Origin of the sequence: Oerskovia paurometabola, from assembly GCF_016907365.1 — a bacterium.
GTDB classification, from domain to species: Bacteria; Actinomycetota; Actinomycetes; order Actinomycetales; family Cellulomonadaceae; genus Oerskovia; species Oerskovia paurometabola.
This window is the reverse complement of the sequence record NZ_JAFBBV010000001.1, coordinates 3,576,832-3,593,954: the sequence shown is the minus strand read 5'-3', so window position 1 is coordinate 3,593,954 and position 17,123 is coordinate 3,576,832. Positions and strand designations below refer to the sequence as shown.

General features: G+C 74.1%; 14 protein-coding genes and 1 tRNA gene. 10 read left to right on the top strand and 5 right to left on the bottom strand.

What is annotated here, in order from left to right; all coding sequences use genetic code 11:
- Positions 1-10 precede the first annotated feature (10 nt).
- Positions 11-622, bottom strand: a complete 612-nt coding sequence (locus JOD48_RS16050) for a TetR/AcrR family transcriptional regulator (protein ID WP_191791028.1) — start codon at positions 620-622, stop codon at positions 11-13.
- Between the two features lie 245 nt (positions 623-867).
- On the opposite strand from JOD48_RS16050, the gene JOD48_RS16045 reads away from it, so the two are divergent.
- The 10 genes from JOD48_RS16045 to JOD48_RS16000 all read left to right on the top strand — a co-directional run bounded on the left by JOD48_RS16045 (position 868) and on the right by JOD48_RS16000 (position 11,295).
- Positions 868-939: transfer RNA gene (locus tag JOD48_RS16045), tRNA-Gln, on the top strand.
- Positions 940-956: 17 nt separating this feature from the next.
- Complete coding sequence (gene glmU, locus JOD48_RS16040) at positions 957-2,657, top strand: bifunctional UDP-N-acetylglucosamine diphosphorylase/glucosamine-1-phosphate N-acetyltransferase GlmU (RefSeq protein ID WP_204809778.1); 1,701 nt, start codon at positions 957-959, stop codon at positions 2,655-2,657.
- The gene (locus JOD48_RS16035; protein WP_138823089.1) at positions 2,654-3,637 is read left to right on the top strand and encodes a ribose-phosphate diphosphokinase; all 984 of its coding nucleotides are present in this window, start codon (positions 2,654-2,656) and stop codon (positions 3,635-3,637) included. Before glmU ends, JOD48_RS16035 begins: the two co-directional genes overlap by 4 nt.
- 165 nt (positions 3,638-3,802) lie before the next feature.
- The gene (locus tag JOD48_RS16030; protein ID WP_204809777.1) at positions 3,803-4,477 is read left to right on the top strand and encodes an SIMPL domain-containing protein; all 675 of its coding nucleotides are present in this window, start codon (positions 3,803-3,805) and stop codon (positions 4,475-4,477) included.
- A gap of 62 nt (positions 4,478-4,539) precedes the next feature.
- Positions 4,540-5,235, top strand: coding sequence for a GOLPH3/VPS74 family protein (locus JOD48_RS16025; protein WP_204809776.1), 696 nt, complete (start codon positions 4,540-4,542; stop codon positions 5,233-5,235).
- A 289-nt stretch (positions 5,236-5,524) separates the two neighbouring features.
- Entirely contained in the window at positions 5,525-6,127 is a 603-nt protein-coding gene (locus JOD48_RS16020) for a 50S ribosomal protein L25/general stress protein Ctc (RefSeq protein ID WP_204809775.1), read from the top strand.
- Between the two features lie 141 nt (positions 6,128-6,268).
- The gene (gene pth / locus JOD48_RS16015; protein ID WP_138823097.1) at positions 6,269-6,868 is read left to right on the top strand and encodes an aminoacyl-tRNA hydrolase; all 600 of its coding nucleotides are present in this window, start codon (positions 6,269-6,271) and stop codon (positions 6,866-6,868) included.
- Positions 6,869-7,052: 184 nt separating this feature from the next.
- Complete coding sequence (locus tag JOD48_RS16010; RefSeq protein WP_204809774.1) at positions 7,053-8,255, top strand: glycosyltransferase; 1,203 nt, start codon at positions 7,053-7,055, stop codon at positions 8,253-8,255.
- Positions 8,252-10,090: a polysaccharide biosynthesis tyrosine autokinase gene (locus JOD48_RS16005; protein ID WP_204809773.1), complete on the top strand. Its 1,839-nt coding sequence runs from the start codon at positions 8,252-8,254 to the stop codon at positions 10,088-10,090. Before JOD48_RS16010 ends, JOD48_RS16005 begins: the two co-directional genes overlap by 4 nt.
- Complete coding sequence (locus JOD48_RS16000) at positions 10,087-11,295, top strand: glycosyltransferase (RefSeq protein ID WP_204809772.1); 1,209 nt, start codon at positions 10,087-10,089, stop codon at positions 11,293-11,295. Before JOD48_RS16005 ends, JOD48_RS16000 begins: the two co-directional genes overlap by 4 nt.
- Here the strand turns inward: JOD48_RS16000 and JOD48_RS20240 are convergent.
- The 4 genes from JOD48_RS20240 to JOD48_RS15980 are packed head-to-tail and all read right to left on the bottom strand — an operon-like array spanning position 11,255 to position 17,059.
- On the bottom strand, positions 11,255-12,424 hold the full coding sequence (locus JOD48_RS20240; protein ID WP_307824194.1) for a glycosyltransferase: 1,170 nt from the start codon (positions 12,422-12,424) through the stop codon (positions 11,255-11,257). The two genes, JOD48_RS16000 and JOD48_RS20240, sit on opposite strands and share 41 nt — an antisense overlap.
- Positions 12,421-13,494 carry a glycosyltransferase family 4 protein gene (locus JOD48_RS15990; RefSeq protein ID WP_204809771.1) on the bottom strand — a complete coding sequence of 358 codons (1,074 nt, stop codon included), beginning with the start codon at positions 13,492-13,494 and terminating at the stop codon, positions 12,421-12,423. Before JOD48_RS15990 ends, JOD48_RS20240 begins: the two co-directional genes overlap by 4 nt.
- The gene (locus tag JOD48_RS20235; protein ID WP_204809770.1) at positions 13,491-14,915 is read right to left on the bottom strand and encodes an O-antigen ligase family protein; all 1,425 of its coding nucleotides are present in this window, start codon (positions 14,913-14,915) and stop codon (positions 13,491-13,493) included. Before JOD48_RS20235 ends, JOD48_RS15990 begins: the two co-directional genes overlap by 4 nt.
- Positions 14,912-17,059, bottom strand: a complete 2,148-nt coding sequence (locus JOD48_RS15980) for a glycosyltransferase (protein ID WP_204809769.1) — start codon at positions 17,057-17,059, stop codon at positions 14,912-14,914. Before JOD48_RS15980 ends, JOD48_RS20235 begins: the two co-directional genes overlap by 4 nt.
- Between the last annotated feature and the right edge of the window lie 64 nt (positions 17,060-17,123).

The window sequence follows — 17,123 nt, the reverse complement described above, 5'->3', positions numbered from 1 at the left end:
CCGGTCCGGGTCAGCCGTCCGTGCGGTCCTTGGCCGTGAGCGACGGCTTCTTCTCCATGCCGGACAGGCCGTTCCACGCGAGGTTGACCAGGTGCGCCGCGACGTCGGTCTTCTTGGGGCTGCGCACGTCGAGCCAGTACTGCCCCGTGAGCGCGACCATGCCGACGAGCATCTGCGCGTAGATGGGCGAGACCCGCGGGTCCAGGCCCCGCCGCTTGAACTGGTCCGCGAGCAGGTGCTCGACCTGCGTCGCGACGTCTCCGATGAGGCTCGAGAACGTCCCCGTCGCCTGGGCCACCGGGGAGTCGCGCACGAGGATCCGGAACCCGTCCTCGGAGGTCTCGATGTACGTCAGCAGCGCGAGCGCCGTGCGCTCGAGCAGCACCTTGGGGTGGCCGCCCGAGGAGAGCGCCCCGGTGAGCGCGCTGGTCAGGCCCTGGATCTCGCGGTCGACGATGACGGCGTAGATGCCCTCCTTGCCCCCGAAGTGCTCGTACACCACGGGCTTGGAGACCTCGGCGCGGGCCGCGATCTCCTCGACGCTCGTCCCCTCGAAGCCCTTCTCGGCGAACAGGACGCGGCTCACCGCGAGGAGCTGTTCACGGCGCTGGCTCGCGGTCATACGGGATCTGGGAGGACGTCTGGAGTCTGCGGGCACGGCACCATCATGCCGTGCCCTGTCGCCCCGAGGGCCGGGATGAGATGTCGTGCGGCGCCCTGTGACTCTCTCCTCACACGTTTTCTCCACGTCCAGAGCCGGTTCGGGCGTGGAGCACCGTGCGAGACCTGGCAGACTGTTCTCCGGACGAGCGATGGTGCGCACGAGAGGGAGGTTCACCCTCCGACCGTGCGCCGTGTCCAGTCCGTTCCGCCTTGGTGTAATCGGCAGCACAAGGGTTTTTGGTGCCTTTAGTCCAGGTTCGAGTCCTGGGGGCGGAGCACGTGCAACCAACCCGATGGGAGCCCCAGTGACCGACGCTGTGCCCGACGCACCGCCAGTGCCCGCCGCAGTCATCGTCCTCGCCGCTGGTGCGGGGACGCGGATGAGGTCCGCGACCCCGAAGGTCCTCCACACGCTCGCCGGTCGCAGCATGCTCGGCCACGCGATGGTCGCGGCCCGCGACCTGTCCCCTCGGCGCATCGCGGTCGTGGTCCGCCACGAGCGCGAGCTCGTGGCGTCCGCAGCGCTCGAGGTCGTCCCGACGGCGCTCGTGGTCGACCAGGACGAGGTGCCGGGCACCGGGCGAGCCGTGCAGTGCGCGGTCGAGGCCCTCGACGTCAGGGCGCAGGCCGAGGCGGCCGCGCACGGTGTGCCGATCGGGCACGAGGGACGTGGTCCCGTCGAAGGCCTCGACGGGTCGGTCGTGGTCCTCGCGGGCGACATCCCGCTCCTGGACGCAGCGACGCTCACCCGGCTGCTCGACGTGCACCACTCGGACGGCAACGCCGTGACCGTCCTGACGACGGAGGTCGACGACGCGACGGGGTACGGACGGATCGTCCGTGACGACGCCGGGGGAGTCCTGGCCATCGTCGAGCACAAGGACGCGACGGACGAGCAGCGCGCGATCCGGGAGATCAACTCCTCGGTCTACGTCTTCGACGCGGGAATCCTGCGCGGTGCGCTGCGTCAGGTCACCCAGGAGAACTCGCAGGGCGAGGTCTACCTGACCGACGTCCTGCAGATCGCCCGTGAGGGCGGCGGCCGCGTGGGGGCGCTCAAGGTCGCCGACCCGCTGCTCGTCGAGGGAGCCAACGACCGCGCCCAGCTCGCGACGTTGCGCGCCGAGCTCAACCGCCGCCTCCTCACGCGCTGGATGCTCGAGGGCGTGACCGTGATCGACCCGGCGACGACGTGGGTCGACGTGGACGTCGACCTGGGTCACGACGTCACGCTGCTGCCGGGCACCCAGCTCCACGGCGCGACGTCGATCGGGGCGGGCTCGACGATCGGCCCCGACACGACGCTCACCGACATGGAGGTCGGTGTGGGGGCGACCGTGACCCGCACGCACGGCAGCCTGTCGGTCGTCGGTGACGGCGCGAGCGTCGGACCGTTCGCCTACCTGCGCCCCGGCACGGACCTCGGGGCCAAGGGCAAGATCGGCACGTTCGTCGAGACCAAGAACGCGACGATCGGCACCGGCTCCAAGGTGCCGCACCTGTCCTACGTGGGGGACGCGACCATCGGCGAGCACACCAACATCGGTGCCGCGAGCGTCACGGTCAACTACGACGGCGTCTCCAAGCACCGCACGGTCATCGGCTCGCACGCGCGGACCGGCGCGGACAACATGTTCGTCGCCCCCGTCACGGTGGGCGACGGCGCGTACACGGCCGCTGGTTCCGTGATCCGCCGCGACGTGCCGGCCGGTGCGCTCGGCGTGAGCGGCGCCCCGCAGCGCAACGTCGACGGCTGGGTCGCCCGCCGTCGCCCCGGCACCGCCGCCGCGGACGCCGCGGCGCGGGCGCACGAGAACGACGGCGAGACGCCCCCTCCGCTGGGAGCCCAGGCCCAGGCGCAGCTCGCCGAGGCCACCGCGGCGACCCCGGCCCCCCGACCGACCCCGGCGCCCGCGAGCCCCGGTGTCCCCACGGTCCCCGACGGACCCAGCACCACGACCAGCAGCACGAACGAAGGGCCTTCCCCACGATGAGCAGCACGATCGCCGGCAACGGGGACAAGTCCCTCGTCCTCGCGTCCGGACGCGCGCACCCCGAGCTCGCCAAGGACGTCGCGCGGGAGCTGGGCATCGACCTGCTTCCCACGACCGCGTACGACTTCGCCAACGGCGAGATCTACGTCCGTTTCGGGGAGAGCGTCCGCGGTGCGGACATCTTCCTCCTGCAGAGCCACACGGCGCCGATCAACCAGTGGATCATGGAGCAGCTGCTCATGGTCGACGCGGCCAAGCGTGCCTCGGCCAAGACCATCACGGTCGTCCAGCCCTTCTACGGCTACGGCCGCCAGGACAAGAAGCACCGCGGTCGCGAGCCGATCTCGGCGCGCCTCATCGCGGACCTGTTCCGCACGGCCGGTGCCGACCGCCTCATGAGCGTCGACCTGCACGCCGCGCAGACCCAGGGCTTCTTCGACGGGCCCGTGGACCACCTGTGGGCCATGCCTATCCTCACGGACTACGTCCGCTCGCGGGTCGACACGTCGAACGTCACGGTCGTCTCGCCCGACGCCGGCCGCATCCGCGTGGCCGAGCAGTGGGCCGCGAAGCTCGGCGGCGGGCCGCTCGCGTTCGTCCACAAGACCCGCGACATCACGCGCCCCAACCAGGCCGTCGCGAACCGCGTCGTGGGTGACGTCGAGGGGCGCGACTGCGTCCTGGTCGACGACCTGATCGACACGGGCGGCACCATCGCGGAGGCCGTCAAGGTCTGCCTCGCGGCGGGCGCCAAGTCGGTCATCGTCGCGGCGACGCACGGTGTCCTGTCCGACCCGGCGGCCCAGCGCCTGTCCGAGTGCGGCGCGAGCGAGGTCGTCGTGACCGACACGCTGCCGATCTCGGCGGAGAAGCACTTCCCGCAGCTCACGGTCCTGTCGATCGCGCCGCTCCTGGCGCGCGCGATCCGCGAGGTCTTCGACGACGGCTCGGTCACGTCGCTGTTCGACGGCAACAGCTGAGCCCTCGGCCCACGCCGCGCGACGGCCCGCCCCACCGACCTGGTCGGACGGGGCGGGCCGTCGCCGTTCCCGGGCCCTGCGCGGGGTCGCTCGCGGCGGAGGCCCGTCGCTCGGGGGCGCGCTGTGCCTGGGCGGCGGCGGCGTCGGGCTGGCAGCATGTCAGCTGTGACCCAGCCGACCCAGCCGACCCAGCCGACCCAGCCCGCCCTCGACCCGCTCGCCGGGGTCACCACCACGGGGCGGGGGGCCGCGTCCGCCGTGCCCGACGTCGTGGTGGTCGAGCTCGGCGCCGAGGCGTCCGGCGCCGACGTCCAGGTGGCCCTCGACGCCGCGAACGCGGGGGTGCGCGCGGCGCGCGAGGCGCTGCTGGCGGGCGGCGTGGCGGCGCAGGACCTGCGCACCGCACAGACGTCCACCTGGACGCAGTCCTCGCAGCAGCCCGACGGCGCCACGACGCTCGCGGTCACGGCTCGCCTGACGCTGCGGGTCACCGTGCGGGACGTCCTGGCGTCGGGGGAGCTCGTGCGGGCCGCGCTCGGGGCGGCGGGCCCGGTCGCCCGGCTCGACTCGATGCGGTTCGCGGTGAGCGAGCCCGGGCCGCTCGCGGTCGCGGCTCGCGAGGAGGCGTTCGCGGACGCCCGCGCGAGGGCCGAGCAGTACGCGGCGCTCGCGGGGCGCGCGCTCGGGCCCGTCGTCGAGGTCAGCGAGCAGGGCGGCGGGTTCGCGCCGATGCCCCGCGCGATGTCCGCCAAGGTCGGGTCCTTCGACGCGATGGCGGTCGACCCGGGGAGCGAGCAGGTCGACGCGAGCGTGACCGTGCGGTGGGCGTGGGCGGACTGATCGCCGCAGGATCGTGACATTTCTCAGGGCGGTCGGCGACGTGGCCCCACTAGGTTGGATTCATGCTCATCATCGAGGACTACCTCCTGCTCGTGCTGGACGACGTCACGGGCCGGCCCGTCGGTGACGCCTCGTACCTCCAGCAGGTGGCGGCCGGTGCGCTGCTCGTCGAGCTCGCGCTGAAGGGACGCGTCGACCTCGCGGGGGACGCCTCGGGATGGCGGTCGGGGCGGGTCGTGGTCCGCGACCAGTCGCCGACCGGGAGCCCGTTGCTCGACGACGCGCTCGCGACGGTCAAGTCGAAGGAGGGCTCCAAGCCCAAGAGCCTGGTCGAGGTGCTGTCGCGGTCCAGGCCCGCGGACGCCGCCCTCGACGGCCTCGTGGCGCGCGGTCTGCTGCGCCGCGAGGAGGGCCGCATCCTGGGCATCTTCCCCACGACCCGCTGGCCCGCCGCGGACTCGCGCCACGAGGGCGAGGTGCGGCGCACCCTCGCCCGCGTCCTGCGCGACGGCGGCGCTCCCGACGAGCGCACGGGGGCGCTCGTCGCGATCCTCGCGGCCACGAAGCAGGCCGGCCGGGTCATGGCCGCGGGCGCGGAGCTGACCGCGTCGGACCGTCGGGAGATCGACCGCCGCGCGAAGGAGCTCGCCGAGGGGAGCTGGGCCGCGGGAGCCACCCGGCGCTACGTCGAGGAGATCACGACGGCCACGACCGCGGCGCTCACGACGACCGTGGTCATCGCGGGCGCCCAGTCCTGACAGTGCACGTCCAGCCGCGAGCCGCGACACTCGCGGGTTTCCCTTGACGTGGCGCGCCCGGGTACAGTAGTTCGGTTGCCTCGGCGAGGGACGTCTGACGGCCGGTGAGACACCGGAAGGTCAGCAGGATCCTGATGGGTCCCCGTAATCGACTGGGCGGTCGTCCTCGTGCGCCCGTCATGTGTCCCGCGCCGACGCAGCCGCCCCGTCCTCCGGTGCCAACCAGCCGGCCGGACAGCCGATCGCTTCCCACTGGTGGTCGGCCCGCAACCGTTCTTCAGGAGTTCACGTGTCCGAGATCAAGCTTGTCGCAGAGGCCCGCACCGAGTTCGGCAAGGGTGCCGCCCGCCGCATCCGCCGCGCTTCCCAGATTCCTGCCGTCCTGTACGGGCACGGCACGGACCCCGTCCACATCGCGCTCCCCGGTCACGTGACGACGCTGGCCCTCAAGCAGGCCAACGCCCTCTTCTCGATCGAGCTCGACGGCAAGCCCGTCCTCGCGATCGCCAAGGACGTCCAGCGCGACCCGGTCAAGGACGTCGTCGAGCACATCGACCTCCTCATCGTGAAGAAGGGCGAGAAGGTCGAGGTCGAGGTCAACGTGCACGTCGTCGGCGAGTCCGCTCCCGGCACGATCCACGTCGTCGAGTCGCAGACGCTGCTCCTCGAGGCCGAGGCCACGCACCTGCCGGAGGCCGTCGAGGTCTCGATCGAGGGCCTCGAGGCCGGGCACATCGTCCGCGCCGGCGAGATCACGCTGCCCAAGGGCTCCGTGTTCCACGGCGACGCCGAGCTCGCGGTCGTCGCGATCACCGAGCCGCGCAGCGAGGTCGCTGCCGAGGCAGAGGCCGAGGCCGCCGAGGCAGGCGACGAGGCTCCCGCCGAGGCCTGAGCCTCACCGTCCCCCGGCTCGGACCCGCCTCGGCGGACCTGAGCCGGTGGACCGCAGGACACGTACGTTCGAGGCGTCCGGTGCCGTACGGCGCCGGACGCCTCGAACGTTCCCCCAGACGTCGATGAAGGACCAGGTGACATGACCGACCAGCCGTGGCTCGTCGTCGGGCTCGGGAATCCCGGACCGACCTACGCCGGCAACCGTCACAACGTCGGCCACATGGTGCTCGACGTCCTGGCCGGTCGTGCCGGTGCGACGTTCAGCGCCCACAAGGCGCGCGCCGCGGTGGCCGAGGCGCGACTCGGCGTGCTGCCGGGCGGGGCCCCCGGGCCCCGGGTGCTCCTGGCCAAGCCCTCGACGTACATGAACACGTCGGGCGGACCGGTCGCGGGCCTCGCCCAGTACTTCGGGATCGACCCCGACCACGTGATCGTCGTCCACGACGAGGTGGACATCCCGTTCGGGGACATCAAGCTCAAGTCCGGTGGCGGCGAGGGCGGTCACAACGGCCTGCGCGACATCACCAAGGCGCTCGGGACCCGTGACTACGTGCGCGTCCGCGCGGGCGTCGGACGCCCCCCGGGCCGCATGGACACCGCGGACTACGTGCTCAAGAACTTCTCGGGCGCGGAGGCCAAGGAGCTGCCGTTCCTGCTCGACGACGCCGCGGACGCCGTCGAGATGGTCCTCACCGAGGGGCTCCTCGCGGCCCAGGGGAAGTTCCACACCAAGGCCTGACGTCCGGGGCGCCGTGACCTGGTCGACGCCCGGTCGGTCGCAGCCCGGCGGACGTGGTCCGCGAGAGCGGACTTCACCCGGGTGACGTGTCCTCTTCGTCCGTTCTGGCCTGTTCGCTCGCCCTAGGCTGGATCGATATCCAACCTGGGCGGGCAGCCGTCTCCTGCCCCACGACGGAGGCACGATGACCGAGGGTGTGGCGCTCGCGCACGACTACGCGACGCAACGCGGGGGCGCCGAACGGGTGGCCCTGTGGCTGGCCGAGGCCTTCCCCGGGTCGCCGATGTACACGACCCTCTACGACCAGGCGGGCACGTTCCCCGAGTTCTCCCGGCTCGACCTGCGGACGTCCGCGCTCGACCGGGTCGGTGCGCTGCGCCGCCACCACCGGCTCGCGCTGCCTCTCCTCGCACCCGCGGTCTCGGCCCAGCGCGTCGACGCCGACGTCCTGCTCGCGAGCTCCACGGGCTGGGCCCACGGGTACCGCGGCGCGGGTCGAACGGTCGTCTACTGCCACGCGCCCGCCCGGTGGCTCTACCAGCGCGACCGCTACCTCGGCGGCAGGGACGGCGCGAGCAGGACCGACCGCCTCCGGGGCGGTGTCGCCTCCGCCGCCCTCGCCGCGCTGAGCCCCGCGCTGCGCGGCTGGGACCGGCGGGCCGCCGGGCGCGCCGACGTCTACCTCGCCAACTCGACCGTGACCCAGCGTGCGGTCCGCGAGGCCTACGGCATCGAGGCCGAGATCCTGCCGCCGCCCCCCGCGATGCTGCCCGCCGGCCCCGAGCGCGAGGTCCCCGGGGTCGAACCCGGCTTCCTGCTGTGCGTCGCACGGCTCCTGCCGTACAAGAACGTCGACGTCCTGGTCGAGGCGGCCCGCCTCGCGGGACGCCACCTGGTGATCGTCGGCGACGGACCGGACCGGGCGCGCCTCGAAGGCCTCGCCGCGCGCGGGCGCCCCGTCTCCGGGAGGTGGGGCGCGTCGTCGGGCACCCGCGGGATGACGCTGCTGGGCCGGGTCGACGACCCCGAGCTGCGCTGGCTCTACCGGAGCTGCTCGATGCTCGTCGCCGCCTCGTACGAGGACTACGGCCTGTCGCCGCTCGAGGCCGGTGCCTTCGGACGGCCCTCCGTCGTCCTGCGGGACGGCGGGTATCTCGACACCGTGGTCGAGGGGGTGACGGGTGCCTTCTTCGACGCCCCCGAGCCCGATCTCGTCGCGCGGGCAGTCCAGGACGCGTCGGCCGTCCCGTGGGAGGATGACGTCCTGACCTCGCACGTCGAGACCTTCGCGCTCCCGCGCTTCGTCGCGCGCCTGCGCGAGGTGGTCGACGAGCAACGAGGCCTCGTGCACGCCGGTGCCAGCACCTCAGGGGAGAGGAACTCATGACAGTCCGGGAGTTCGTCCGTACGGTATGGGCCGGCAAGTACTACGTGCTGGCGGCGGTGCTCGTGGTCGTGGCCGCGGCGTTCGTCTACCTCAACCAGCAGGAGACCGTCTACAAGGCGACCGCGAGCGTACGGCTCGTCGGCGTGCAGTCGGCGCAGGGCGGGGAGCAGGTCGTCGAGGTCACGGTCGACACCGACCTGGGGGACGTCACGTCCGACCCCGTCGTGGAGGCCGCCGCGACCACGCTCGGCTACACCGGCGACCCCGCGGCGCTCGCCGCGCAGGTCTCGGCCGACTACCCCACCGAGAGCCAGAGCCTCATCGCCATCAGCGCGAAGACCCTCGACCCCCAGGAGTCGCAGGACGTCGCGAACGCGTTCGCCGACGCGTACGTCGCCCAGCTCACGGTCCTGCGCGACGCACAGGTGGCGGCGCTCGACGCGAGGAGGCAGTCGCTCGCCGAGCAGCTCGCGGGCGTCACGGCCCGCCTCTCGGTGGCGTCGGACGACCCGCTCGCGCTCGCCGAGAAGGAGACCATCGTCACCGACTACACCTCGCTCACGGTCCAGGCGAACACCCTCCGGGCGATCACCGTCCCCGCTGAGGTCGAGACGCCCGCCACCAGCGCCGAGGCGCTGGGCCTGGGACGGAGCACGGTGCTCGCCCTCGCGGCCCTGGCCGGGCTCGTCGCGGGCATCGGGCTGGCCTTCGCCCGTCGCGGCCTCGACGTCCGGGTGCGTGGTGCGGCCGACGCTGCCCGCCTCGCGCAGACGCCCGTGCTGGCCGAGCTCTACGGCGTGCGCACGTCGGACCGTGACTACAGCCACTCGCACACGCTGCCCGTCTCGCGCAAGGTCGCCACCCCCTTCACCGAGTCGATCCGCGAGCTCAGGACCGCCGTCCAGGTCTCCCTCGCAGAGGCGGACCGGGTCGTCGTGGTCGTCACGGCCGCAGACCCGCACGCGCCCCGCACGTTCATCGCGGCCAACCTTGCGGCCTCGTTCGCGCTGAGCGGTCGCCGCACGATCGCGGTCTCGGGCGACCTGCGCCGCCCTCAGCTCGACCGGGTCCTGCCGCCGCCCGAGGGTTGGTCGGGCGACCCGCACACTCTGCGCCCCACCAGCATCCCCAACCTGGGTGTGTTCCCCGTCCCCGAGGAGGAGATGGACCCGGCGGACTTCCTCGCGACGACCCGCGCGGGAAAGCTCATCGCCGACCTGAGCGACGACGCCGAGGTGGTCGTGATCGACGCCCCGCCCGTGCTCGCGGCCGCGGACGCGACGATCCTCGGACGCTACGCGACCGGCGTGGTGCTCATCGCCTCCGCGGGGAAGACCGACCGGGCAGTGCTCGCCGAGGCCTCCGAGCGCCTGCGCATCAACAACGTGCCCCTCGTCGGCATCGCGCTCGCGGGAGTCAAGAGCGACCGGCGCATGCTCTACGCCTCGACCTACGGTGACCCGGAACGTCAGGAGGACGGGCACCCCACCCGGTCGACGGGAGGCGACGCGGTCGCACAGGCGCCCGCGCTCGCGGCCGAGCGACCAGACAGGGGAGCCCCGGGCGTCGAGCAGGTCGACGAGCCGCGGCGCGCAGCCCGTGAGCGGGCGGCGGCCGTCGTCGCCGGTCCCGCCGCCGAGCCCGCGGCGACCGCTGCGGCCCGGCGGGACGCCGGAGGCCGCCAAGGCCCCCTGCTGTCGCCGGAGTGGGGCAAGATCACGACCGTGCCCGGGGGGCAGGGCGAGGCACGTCCCCGCACGGCCCCGGCCCGCACGAACGACGAGCCGGAGCAGGGCGGCAGCGGTACAGGGCGCAAGCTGCCGTTCCGTTGGTGACGACGCGGCGCGCGGGGGGATCGCCGCCCGGCCGACCGGTGCGGGTCCTCGTCCTCGACCACACGGGTGAGCTCGGCGGTGCCGAGCTGGCCCTCGTCCGGCTCGTCGAGGTGCTGGGCCCGGACGTCGACGTGCGCGTGCTGCTGTTCTCCCACGGCCCGCTGGTCGCTCGGCTGCGGGCAGCGGGGGCTGTCGTCGAGGTCCTGCCGCTCGACCCGGGGACGGCGTCCACGTCGCGGAGCGCGGTGGGGCGCGCGGGCCTCGGCCAGCTCGTCACGGCGGCGCGGCTCGTGCCGTTCACGTGGCGGCTCTCGCGCCGGGTTCGCGCGCTGCGGCCGGACGTCGTCCACACGACCTCGCTCAAGGCGGACGTGCTGGGTGTCGTGCCGGCGCGGGCCGCGCGGGCCGCGCTCGTCTGGCACGTCCACGACCGGATCGCCGACGACTACCTCCCGGCGCGGGTCGCGCGCGTCTTCCGCTGGGCCTCGACGCGGTTTCCCCGGGAGGTGGTCGTGAACTCGCAGGCCACGGCCTCGACCCTGCCCGGCCGCTCGACCGTGGCCTACCCGGGGTTCGCGGCCGGTCAGGTGCGCACGGACGGGCGCCCGACGCGTGCGGACGGTCGCTCGCCGGTCGTGGGCATGGTCGGCAGGATCAGCCCGACGAAGGGGCAGCTCGAGCTCGTGCGCGCCGCGCGCCAGGTCCTCGACGAGCACCCCGAGGTGACCTTCCGGGTCGTGGGCGAGCCGAGCTTCGGCGCCGAGGACTACGCCGAGGAGGTGCGTGCCGAGGCGGTGCGGCTCGGTGTCGCCGAGCGCTTCGTCTGGACGGGCTTCGCGGCGGACCCGTCGGCCGAGCTCGACGGGTTCGACGTGTGCGTGCACGCGTCTCCCGTCCCGGAGCCGTTCGGCCAGGTCGTGGTCGAGGCGATGGTCCGTGAGGTCCCGGTCGTCGCGACCAGGGCGGGGGGCGTCGTGGAGATCCTCGCGGGGCCGCCGGAGGACCCCGCACCGCTGGGCGAGCTCGTCGAGCCGGGCGACGTCAAGTCGTTGGCCCGGGGGATCTCGGCCGTGCTCGTCGACCCGGGGTCCGCAGCGGACAGGGCCCGGCGCGCCGCCGGCGTCGCGCAGCGCCGGTTCGCGGCGACGCGGACCGCGGAGGTCGTCAGCGAGGTGTGGGGGCGAGCCGCCAGGTCCGCTCGATGACGTCGCGCATCGCGCGGCCCTGCGCCTCCCACGTGGGGATGTCGTCGTCCTGGTGGGTGTCGGTCGCTGCCGGCGCGGTGAGCGCGGCGCGCACGGCCTCCGGGTAGTCCGCGGGAGGGGCGACCGTGACCCGTGGGTCGTCGGCGTCGCGGAAGCCGGCGACCGGGGTCGCGACGACCGGTCGCCCCACGGCCCGGTACTCGTAGAGCTTGAGCGGGTCGAGGCTGTCCGTGAAGTCGTCGACGAGGTGGGGCACGAGGAGCGCGGTCGCGTGCTGGAGGTAGGCGGGGACCTCGGTCCAGGGCCGTGCGCCCAGCAGCCGCACGCCGGCCGCCGTGAGGTCGTCGTACTCCTGGCTCGTCAGGTCGAGCACGGGGCCGACGACCACGACCGTGCCGGCCACGGCCGTGGTCGTGGCGGTCCGGGCGACCAGGTCGAGGTCGAAGCGGTCGCGGTGGACGGTGCCCAGGTAGAGGGCCACGGGTCCGTCGGGCAGGTCCGCGGGGCGTTCCCTGGGCTGCCGGTAGCGCTCGACGTCGACGCCGTTGGTGAGGAGCGTGACGGCCCTCTCGGCGCCCTTGCTCTGGGCGAGGTGGGGCGAGCACACGGTCACCTCCTCGCAGGCCTGCAGCAGGAGCGCCTCGTCCGCGAGGAGCCGACGGCGGATCTCGGGCGGGCGGTCGGCCGCGACCCAGTCGTCGGTCACGTCGTAGAGCGACGGCCAGTCGGTGTCCCGGACCAGGGTCGCGGCCGCGGGGTCGTTGACCCACAGCACGGGACGCGTGAGCCCGACGCGGCGTGCGGCCCGGCGCACGAGCGACGCGAGGCGGGCGTCGACCCGGGGGTCGACGCGGCGCGGCAGGATCTTGGTGGGCTGGTAGAGCCACAGCTGGTCGGGTCCGACCCCCTCGACCGGGTCCGCGCGCCGGAGCCCGTGCCCGGCCCGGGGGCGGAAGCCACGACGGACCTCGTGCAGCGGGTCCGCGGCAGGTTCGACGAACAGGACCACGAGCGACGGGTCGGCCCGCAGGAGCTCGGTCACGAGGTACTGGTTGCGTCGCCACACGAGGTCCCAGGACTCGAGCGAGACGACCACGAGCTCGTGCACCGCAGGGGGAAGGTCGCTCACGGCGTGGGGCTCCGATGCTCGTCGTGCGGGTGGCCCCCCGGGCGGACGACGCCGCGGTACACCGCTGCCGTCCCCTGGACCTGGGCCTCGGGGGTGAAACGGGTCCGCTGGACCGTGCGCGCGGCCTCGCCGAACGCGTCGCGCCGGGACGCGGACCGGGCCAGGGCCGCGAGGTTCTCGCCCGCCCGGTCGACGTCGGTCGACGGGTACAGGGCGAGCGGGTCGAGCCCGGCGAGCGTCTCCAGGTGCCCACCGGCCCCGGCGGCCACGACGGGCAGCGCGTTGGACATGGCTTCCAGGACGCTGAGCCCGAGCCCCTCGACCGGGCAGGGTGCCAGGAGGACCGCCGCGCGCTGCATGAGGTCGTCGACGTCGGAGCGGGCGCCGAGGAACCGGACGTGCCCCGCGAGACCCTCACGGGCGACGAGGGTCTCGAGGGCGGCACGCTGCGACCCGTCGCCCGCGACGAGGAGCTGCCAGCCGTCGTCGTGCAGGCGTGACGCCGCGAAGGCGAGCACGCCCAGGTCGGTGCGCTTCTCCGGCTCGAGCCGCTGGACGAGCAGGACGCTGCGGTCGCGCCCGGCCGCGGGCGGGGCGGTGGGGCGGTCGTCGATCCCGGGGTGGACGACGACGCTGTCGCCGTCGACGTGGTCGGCGACGTACCGGCTGATGGAGATCTGCGCGCGCACCGGTCGGCGGGCGACCGAAGCGCTCAGGCCGGCGGCCGGGCCGCTGCCCCGGGTCCGTGCGAAGTGGCGCGTGGCGACGACGGGCGGCATGCGCCGGAGCGTCACGCCCGCGAGCGAGGCCGCGATCTCGGCCGACGTCATGTGAGCGTGCAGGACGTCGGCCCCCCGCGCCGTCGTGCGGATCGTGCGCACGACCTGCGCGAGGGACCCTGCGGGCAGGACCCGCACGGTCGGGTCGTCGACGGTGGCCCGCATGCGGGGCACGTCGCCGCCGACCACGACGACCTGGTCCCCGTGGGCGGCCTGCGCGCGTGCCAGTCGGGCGACGTGCCGTTCGACGCCCGCGAAGGCGTCGGAGTGCACGACGTGGAGCACTCTCACGTGGTCGGGTCCTTCCGGTGGCGGCCCGTCGGCTCGGGCTGGGGGGCGGGGATCACGGACGGGGTGAGCACCAGGTGCTTCGTGGGGCCCGTGGCGTCGAGCATCTCCTCGACCGACCGGAGGTCGTCGACGGGCAGCGTGTCGCCGGTCTCCTCGCGCGCGGCGCGCCGGGACTCGGCGTAGGCGTCCGCGCCCACGCAGACACCGACGATGAGGAACGGCACGGACACCTGGACCGAGACCCAGAAGAGGTCGAACTGGCCCTGGATGAAGCGCATGAGGAGCACCGAGAACGCCAGCGTCCCGAAGCGCGGGTTGAGGCGCCACAGCACGACGAGCGACCCGAAGAAGAGCACGAGGAACGCGACGAGCCCGACGATCCCGGCCGACGTGAGCACCTCGAGCTCGGCGTTGGGCGGCTGGAAGGTGTACTCGGTGCGGTTCGCGACCCACCAGCGCAGCCCGACCCCGACCCACGGGCTGCGCTCCCAGACGTCGATGGCCTGCTCGTACCAGGTGAGCCGCTGGTAGGCGGAGTTGAACTGGTCGTTGGTCGCGAGCTGCTCCTGGACGGCGGCCCACACGAAGTAGACGGCGGGGATCGCGGCGAGCAGGATGAGCTTGGAGCGCTTGCGGTCCGGGTCCGCGCGCAGGGTGATGAGGACGACGCCGATCGCGAGGCCGATCAGGGCCTGGCGCGACTGCGACGCGAGGACCGCGAGGCCGAACAGCCAGAACGCGGGGTAGGTGAACGCCTTGGGCCACCCCACCCACCACGGCCGGGCGTAGGCCAGCAGCGCCGCGCTCCCCAGGACGCACCCGACGAAGTTCTTGTGCATCGGGAACGGGATCTGCAGGTACACGGGACCGGTGTTGCCCGCGGCGAGCTGCTGCAGGGCCGTGAAGCACGTCAGGGCCGCGATGATCAGGCACGGGATCATGAACAGCGTGAGCCCGAGCCGCGCGCGTCCCGCCCGGCCCACGGCCCACCCGACGAGCAGGGCGCCGCCGACCGAGAGCCAGGCGTGGAACCACTCGACGGTGTTCGCGGTGTACGGGTTGGCGATGACCGTGAAGAGCGTGGCGACCTGGTAGAACGCCGAGAGCCACAGGAGCGAGCGCATGGGGCGCGAGAGGGGCCGCTGCGTGAAGAAGAGCGCGAACCAGAACGCCCCGAAGAGCGCGAAGTCGCTCAGCGACAGGTTGACGGCGTCGCCGCCGACCCGCTGGACGACCACCATCGCGGGCATCGCGAGGATCGGCATGGCGGCCGGCTCGTAGATCGTCATCCCGACGACGAGGACCAGCGCGGCGACCGCGACCGAGATCGCGGTGTACTCGGGCACCAGGAGGCCGATCCCGACCAGGACCACGGCGACCGCGACAGATCCCGCGGCCCAGGCGAGGGACCGGCGGATCACGTCGTGGGGTCCGGGGTCGCGGGGCGGGCGAGCATCGCCGCCTCGGCCGAGAGGGGGCCGCGGGCGTAGAGCCGGAGCCGCAGCCGCGCCAGGTCGCGACCGGCGCCCCGGAGCGCGACGGCTCGTGCGGCCGAGCCGGCGAGGACCCCGGCTCGTGCTGCGTGCCAGCCCGTCGCGCCGAAGTGCTTGCGCAGGTACCTCTCCTGGGAGGCGTGGAAGTGCGTCTCGCGGCGGGTCGGGTCACCGCTCGTGGCACCACCGAGGTGCAGCGCCTGGACCTCGGGTACGGCCAGGTGTCGCCTGCCGAGGAGGGTCGCCCGGTAGGCCCAGTCGGTCTCCTCGGCGTACAGGAAGAAGCTCTCGTCGAACGGCCCGACCTGTTCGAGCGCGTCGGCCCGCAGCATCAGCACGGACCCGATGACGAACGACCGGTCGGCCGGGGTCCGGCGCAGCGAGCCGAGACCGACGGCCTCGATCCAGGTACCGGCCGGGGACGGGTACGGCCAGACGACGCGCGCCGCCCCGCCGTCGCCGTCGACCTGCGCCGGGCCGACGCTCGCGAGGTCCGGCGCCTCGTGGAGCCGGGTCTGGAGGGTCAGGACGTCCTCGGGGCTCACGACGGCGTCCGGGTTGAGCAGGAGGACGTCCGACCCGGGGGTCTGGCGGTGGCGCAGCGCGTGGTTGACGCCCGCGGCGAAGCCGCCGTTGCGCCCGGGGTCGAGGTAGCGGGCGCCCGCGAGCTCGGCGACCTCGCGGATCTCCGGCAGTGACGAGTTGTCGACGACGGTCAGGGGGAGCTTGCCGACGAGCGGTCCCAGCGCGTCGCGCACCAGGTCGGGGGAGCCGTACGCGACGAGGACCACCTCGGGCGGAAGCAGCCCGCTGCCCGACGGCGGAGCACCCGTTCCCGGGGTGTGCTCGCCGCCCGCACGGGTCGGGGTCCCGGCGGGGGACGCGGGCGAGGGGTGCGCCGCCGCGGTCTCGTAGAGGGCGAGGTAGCGGCGGGCGACCTCGGGCCAGGCGCACGACGCGGCGCGCGTCAGTCCCTGCCCGCGCAGCGTCTCGGCCAGGCCGGGCTCGTCGACGACCCGGACGAGCGCCTCGCGCAGCGCCCCGGCGTCACCGGGGGGCACGAGCAGGCCCGCGCCGCCCACGACGTCGGGCAGGGCCCCCGAGTCGCTCGCCACCACGGGCGTGCCGCACGCCATGGCCTCGACCGCGACCCGACCGAACTGCTCGATCCAGCCGGGGGTGTCGAGGGACGGGACGGCCAGGACGTCGAGCGAACGGTAGAACGCGACCAGGTCGTCGCCCGCGAGCGGTCCGACGAACCGGACCCGGTCGCCCAGCGGCCGTGCCCGGTCGCGGAGCGTACGGGCCGACGGGCCGTCGCCCGCGAGCGTCACGTGCAGGCGGTCGTCGTCGCGGGCCGCGGCGAGCAGGACGTCCACGCCCTTGTGCGGGGCGAGACGCCCCGCGTAGCCCACGTGCACCGGCCCCCCGGCCGGCCCCGTCCCGGGGCGACCCGGACCGGGGACGGGCGCGACGCCGTCGGGCCGGAGGGTCGACGGGCCGGGGGTGACGGCCCCGCCCGGGGAGAAGACCGACAGGTCCACGCCCAGCGGGACCACCTCGACCGCCCCGCGCGCGCCCTTGGCGCGGACGATGCGCGCCGCGGCCTCGTTGCAGACCGACACCGCGGCCGCGCCACGCAGGGCCGCGGCCTCGAACGCGCGGAACGGCCAGGGGTAGCGCTTGGGGATGTTCTGCGCCGAGTACAGGACGTAGGGCGGCGCTGGGCGACGACGCCGGGCCGGGACGAGGGCTCGGAGCCGTCGCAGCGCCAGGATCTCGGCCGTCGCGAGCGCGAACGGCTCCTCGTGCAGGTCGAGGACGTCCCACTCCTGCCCCAGGGCGCGCCAGAGCGGGCCAGGGGCGTAGACGAACAGCGCGGGGTGCGACCCGAACGTCCGGACGCCCTCGACGGGCTCGCCCGGTCGGGGCGTCAGCGGGACCGTCGTGCCGCCCTCGTCCCACGCCCGCGCCGACAGGAGCCCGACGTCGAGCCCGGCCGCCCGGAGCTCCCGCTCCCGCTCGCGCCACGCGTCGACCACGGCGCTGTGCGAGACGCGGAGGATCCTCATGTGGGAGATTGTCCACCAGCGAGGGGTCTCGGCCCCTGCGATCTCACCGAATTCACCCCGACCG

Excerpts from the sequence above, each read along its gene's own strand:
- JOD48_RS16005 (WP_204809773.1), top strand. The coding sequence starts at position 8,252 with ATGACAGTCCGGGAGTTCGTCCGTACGGTATGGGCCGGCAAGTACTAC.
- JOD48_RS16050 (WP_191791028.1), bottom strand. The coding sequence starts at position 622 with ATGACCGCGAGCCAGCGCCGTGAACAGCTCCTCGCGGTGAGCCGCGTC.
- JOD48_RS16010 (WP_204809774.1), top strand. The coding sequence starts at position 7,053 with ATGACCGAGGGTGTGGCGCTCGCGCACGACTACGCGACGCAACGCGGG.
- pth (WP_138823097.1), top strand. The coding sequence starts at position 6,269 with ATGACCGACCAGCCGTGGCTCGTCGTCGGGCTCGGGAATCCCGGACCG.
- glmU (WP_204809778.1), top strand. The coding sequence starts at position 957 with ATGGGAGCCCCAGTGACCGACGCTGTGCCCGACGCACCGCCAGTGCCC.
- JOD48_RS16025 (WP_204809776.1), top strand. The coding sequence starts at position 4,540 with ATGCTCATCATCGAGGACTACCTCCTGCTCGTGCTGGACGACGTCACG.
- JOD48_RS15980 (WP_204809769.1), bottom strand. The coding sequence starts at position 17,059 with ATGAGGATCCTCCGCGTCTCGCACAGCGCCGTGGTCGACGCGTGGCGC.
- JOD48_RS16035 (WP_138823089.1), top strand. The coding sequence starts at position 2,654 with ATGAGCAGCACGATCGCCGGCAACGGGGACAAGTCCCTCGTCCTCGCG.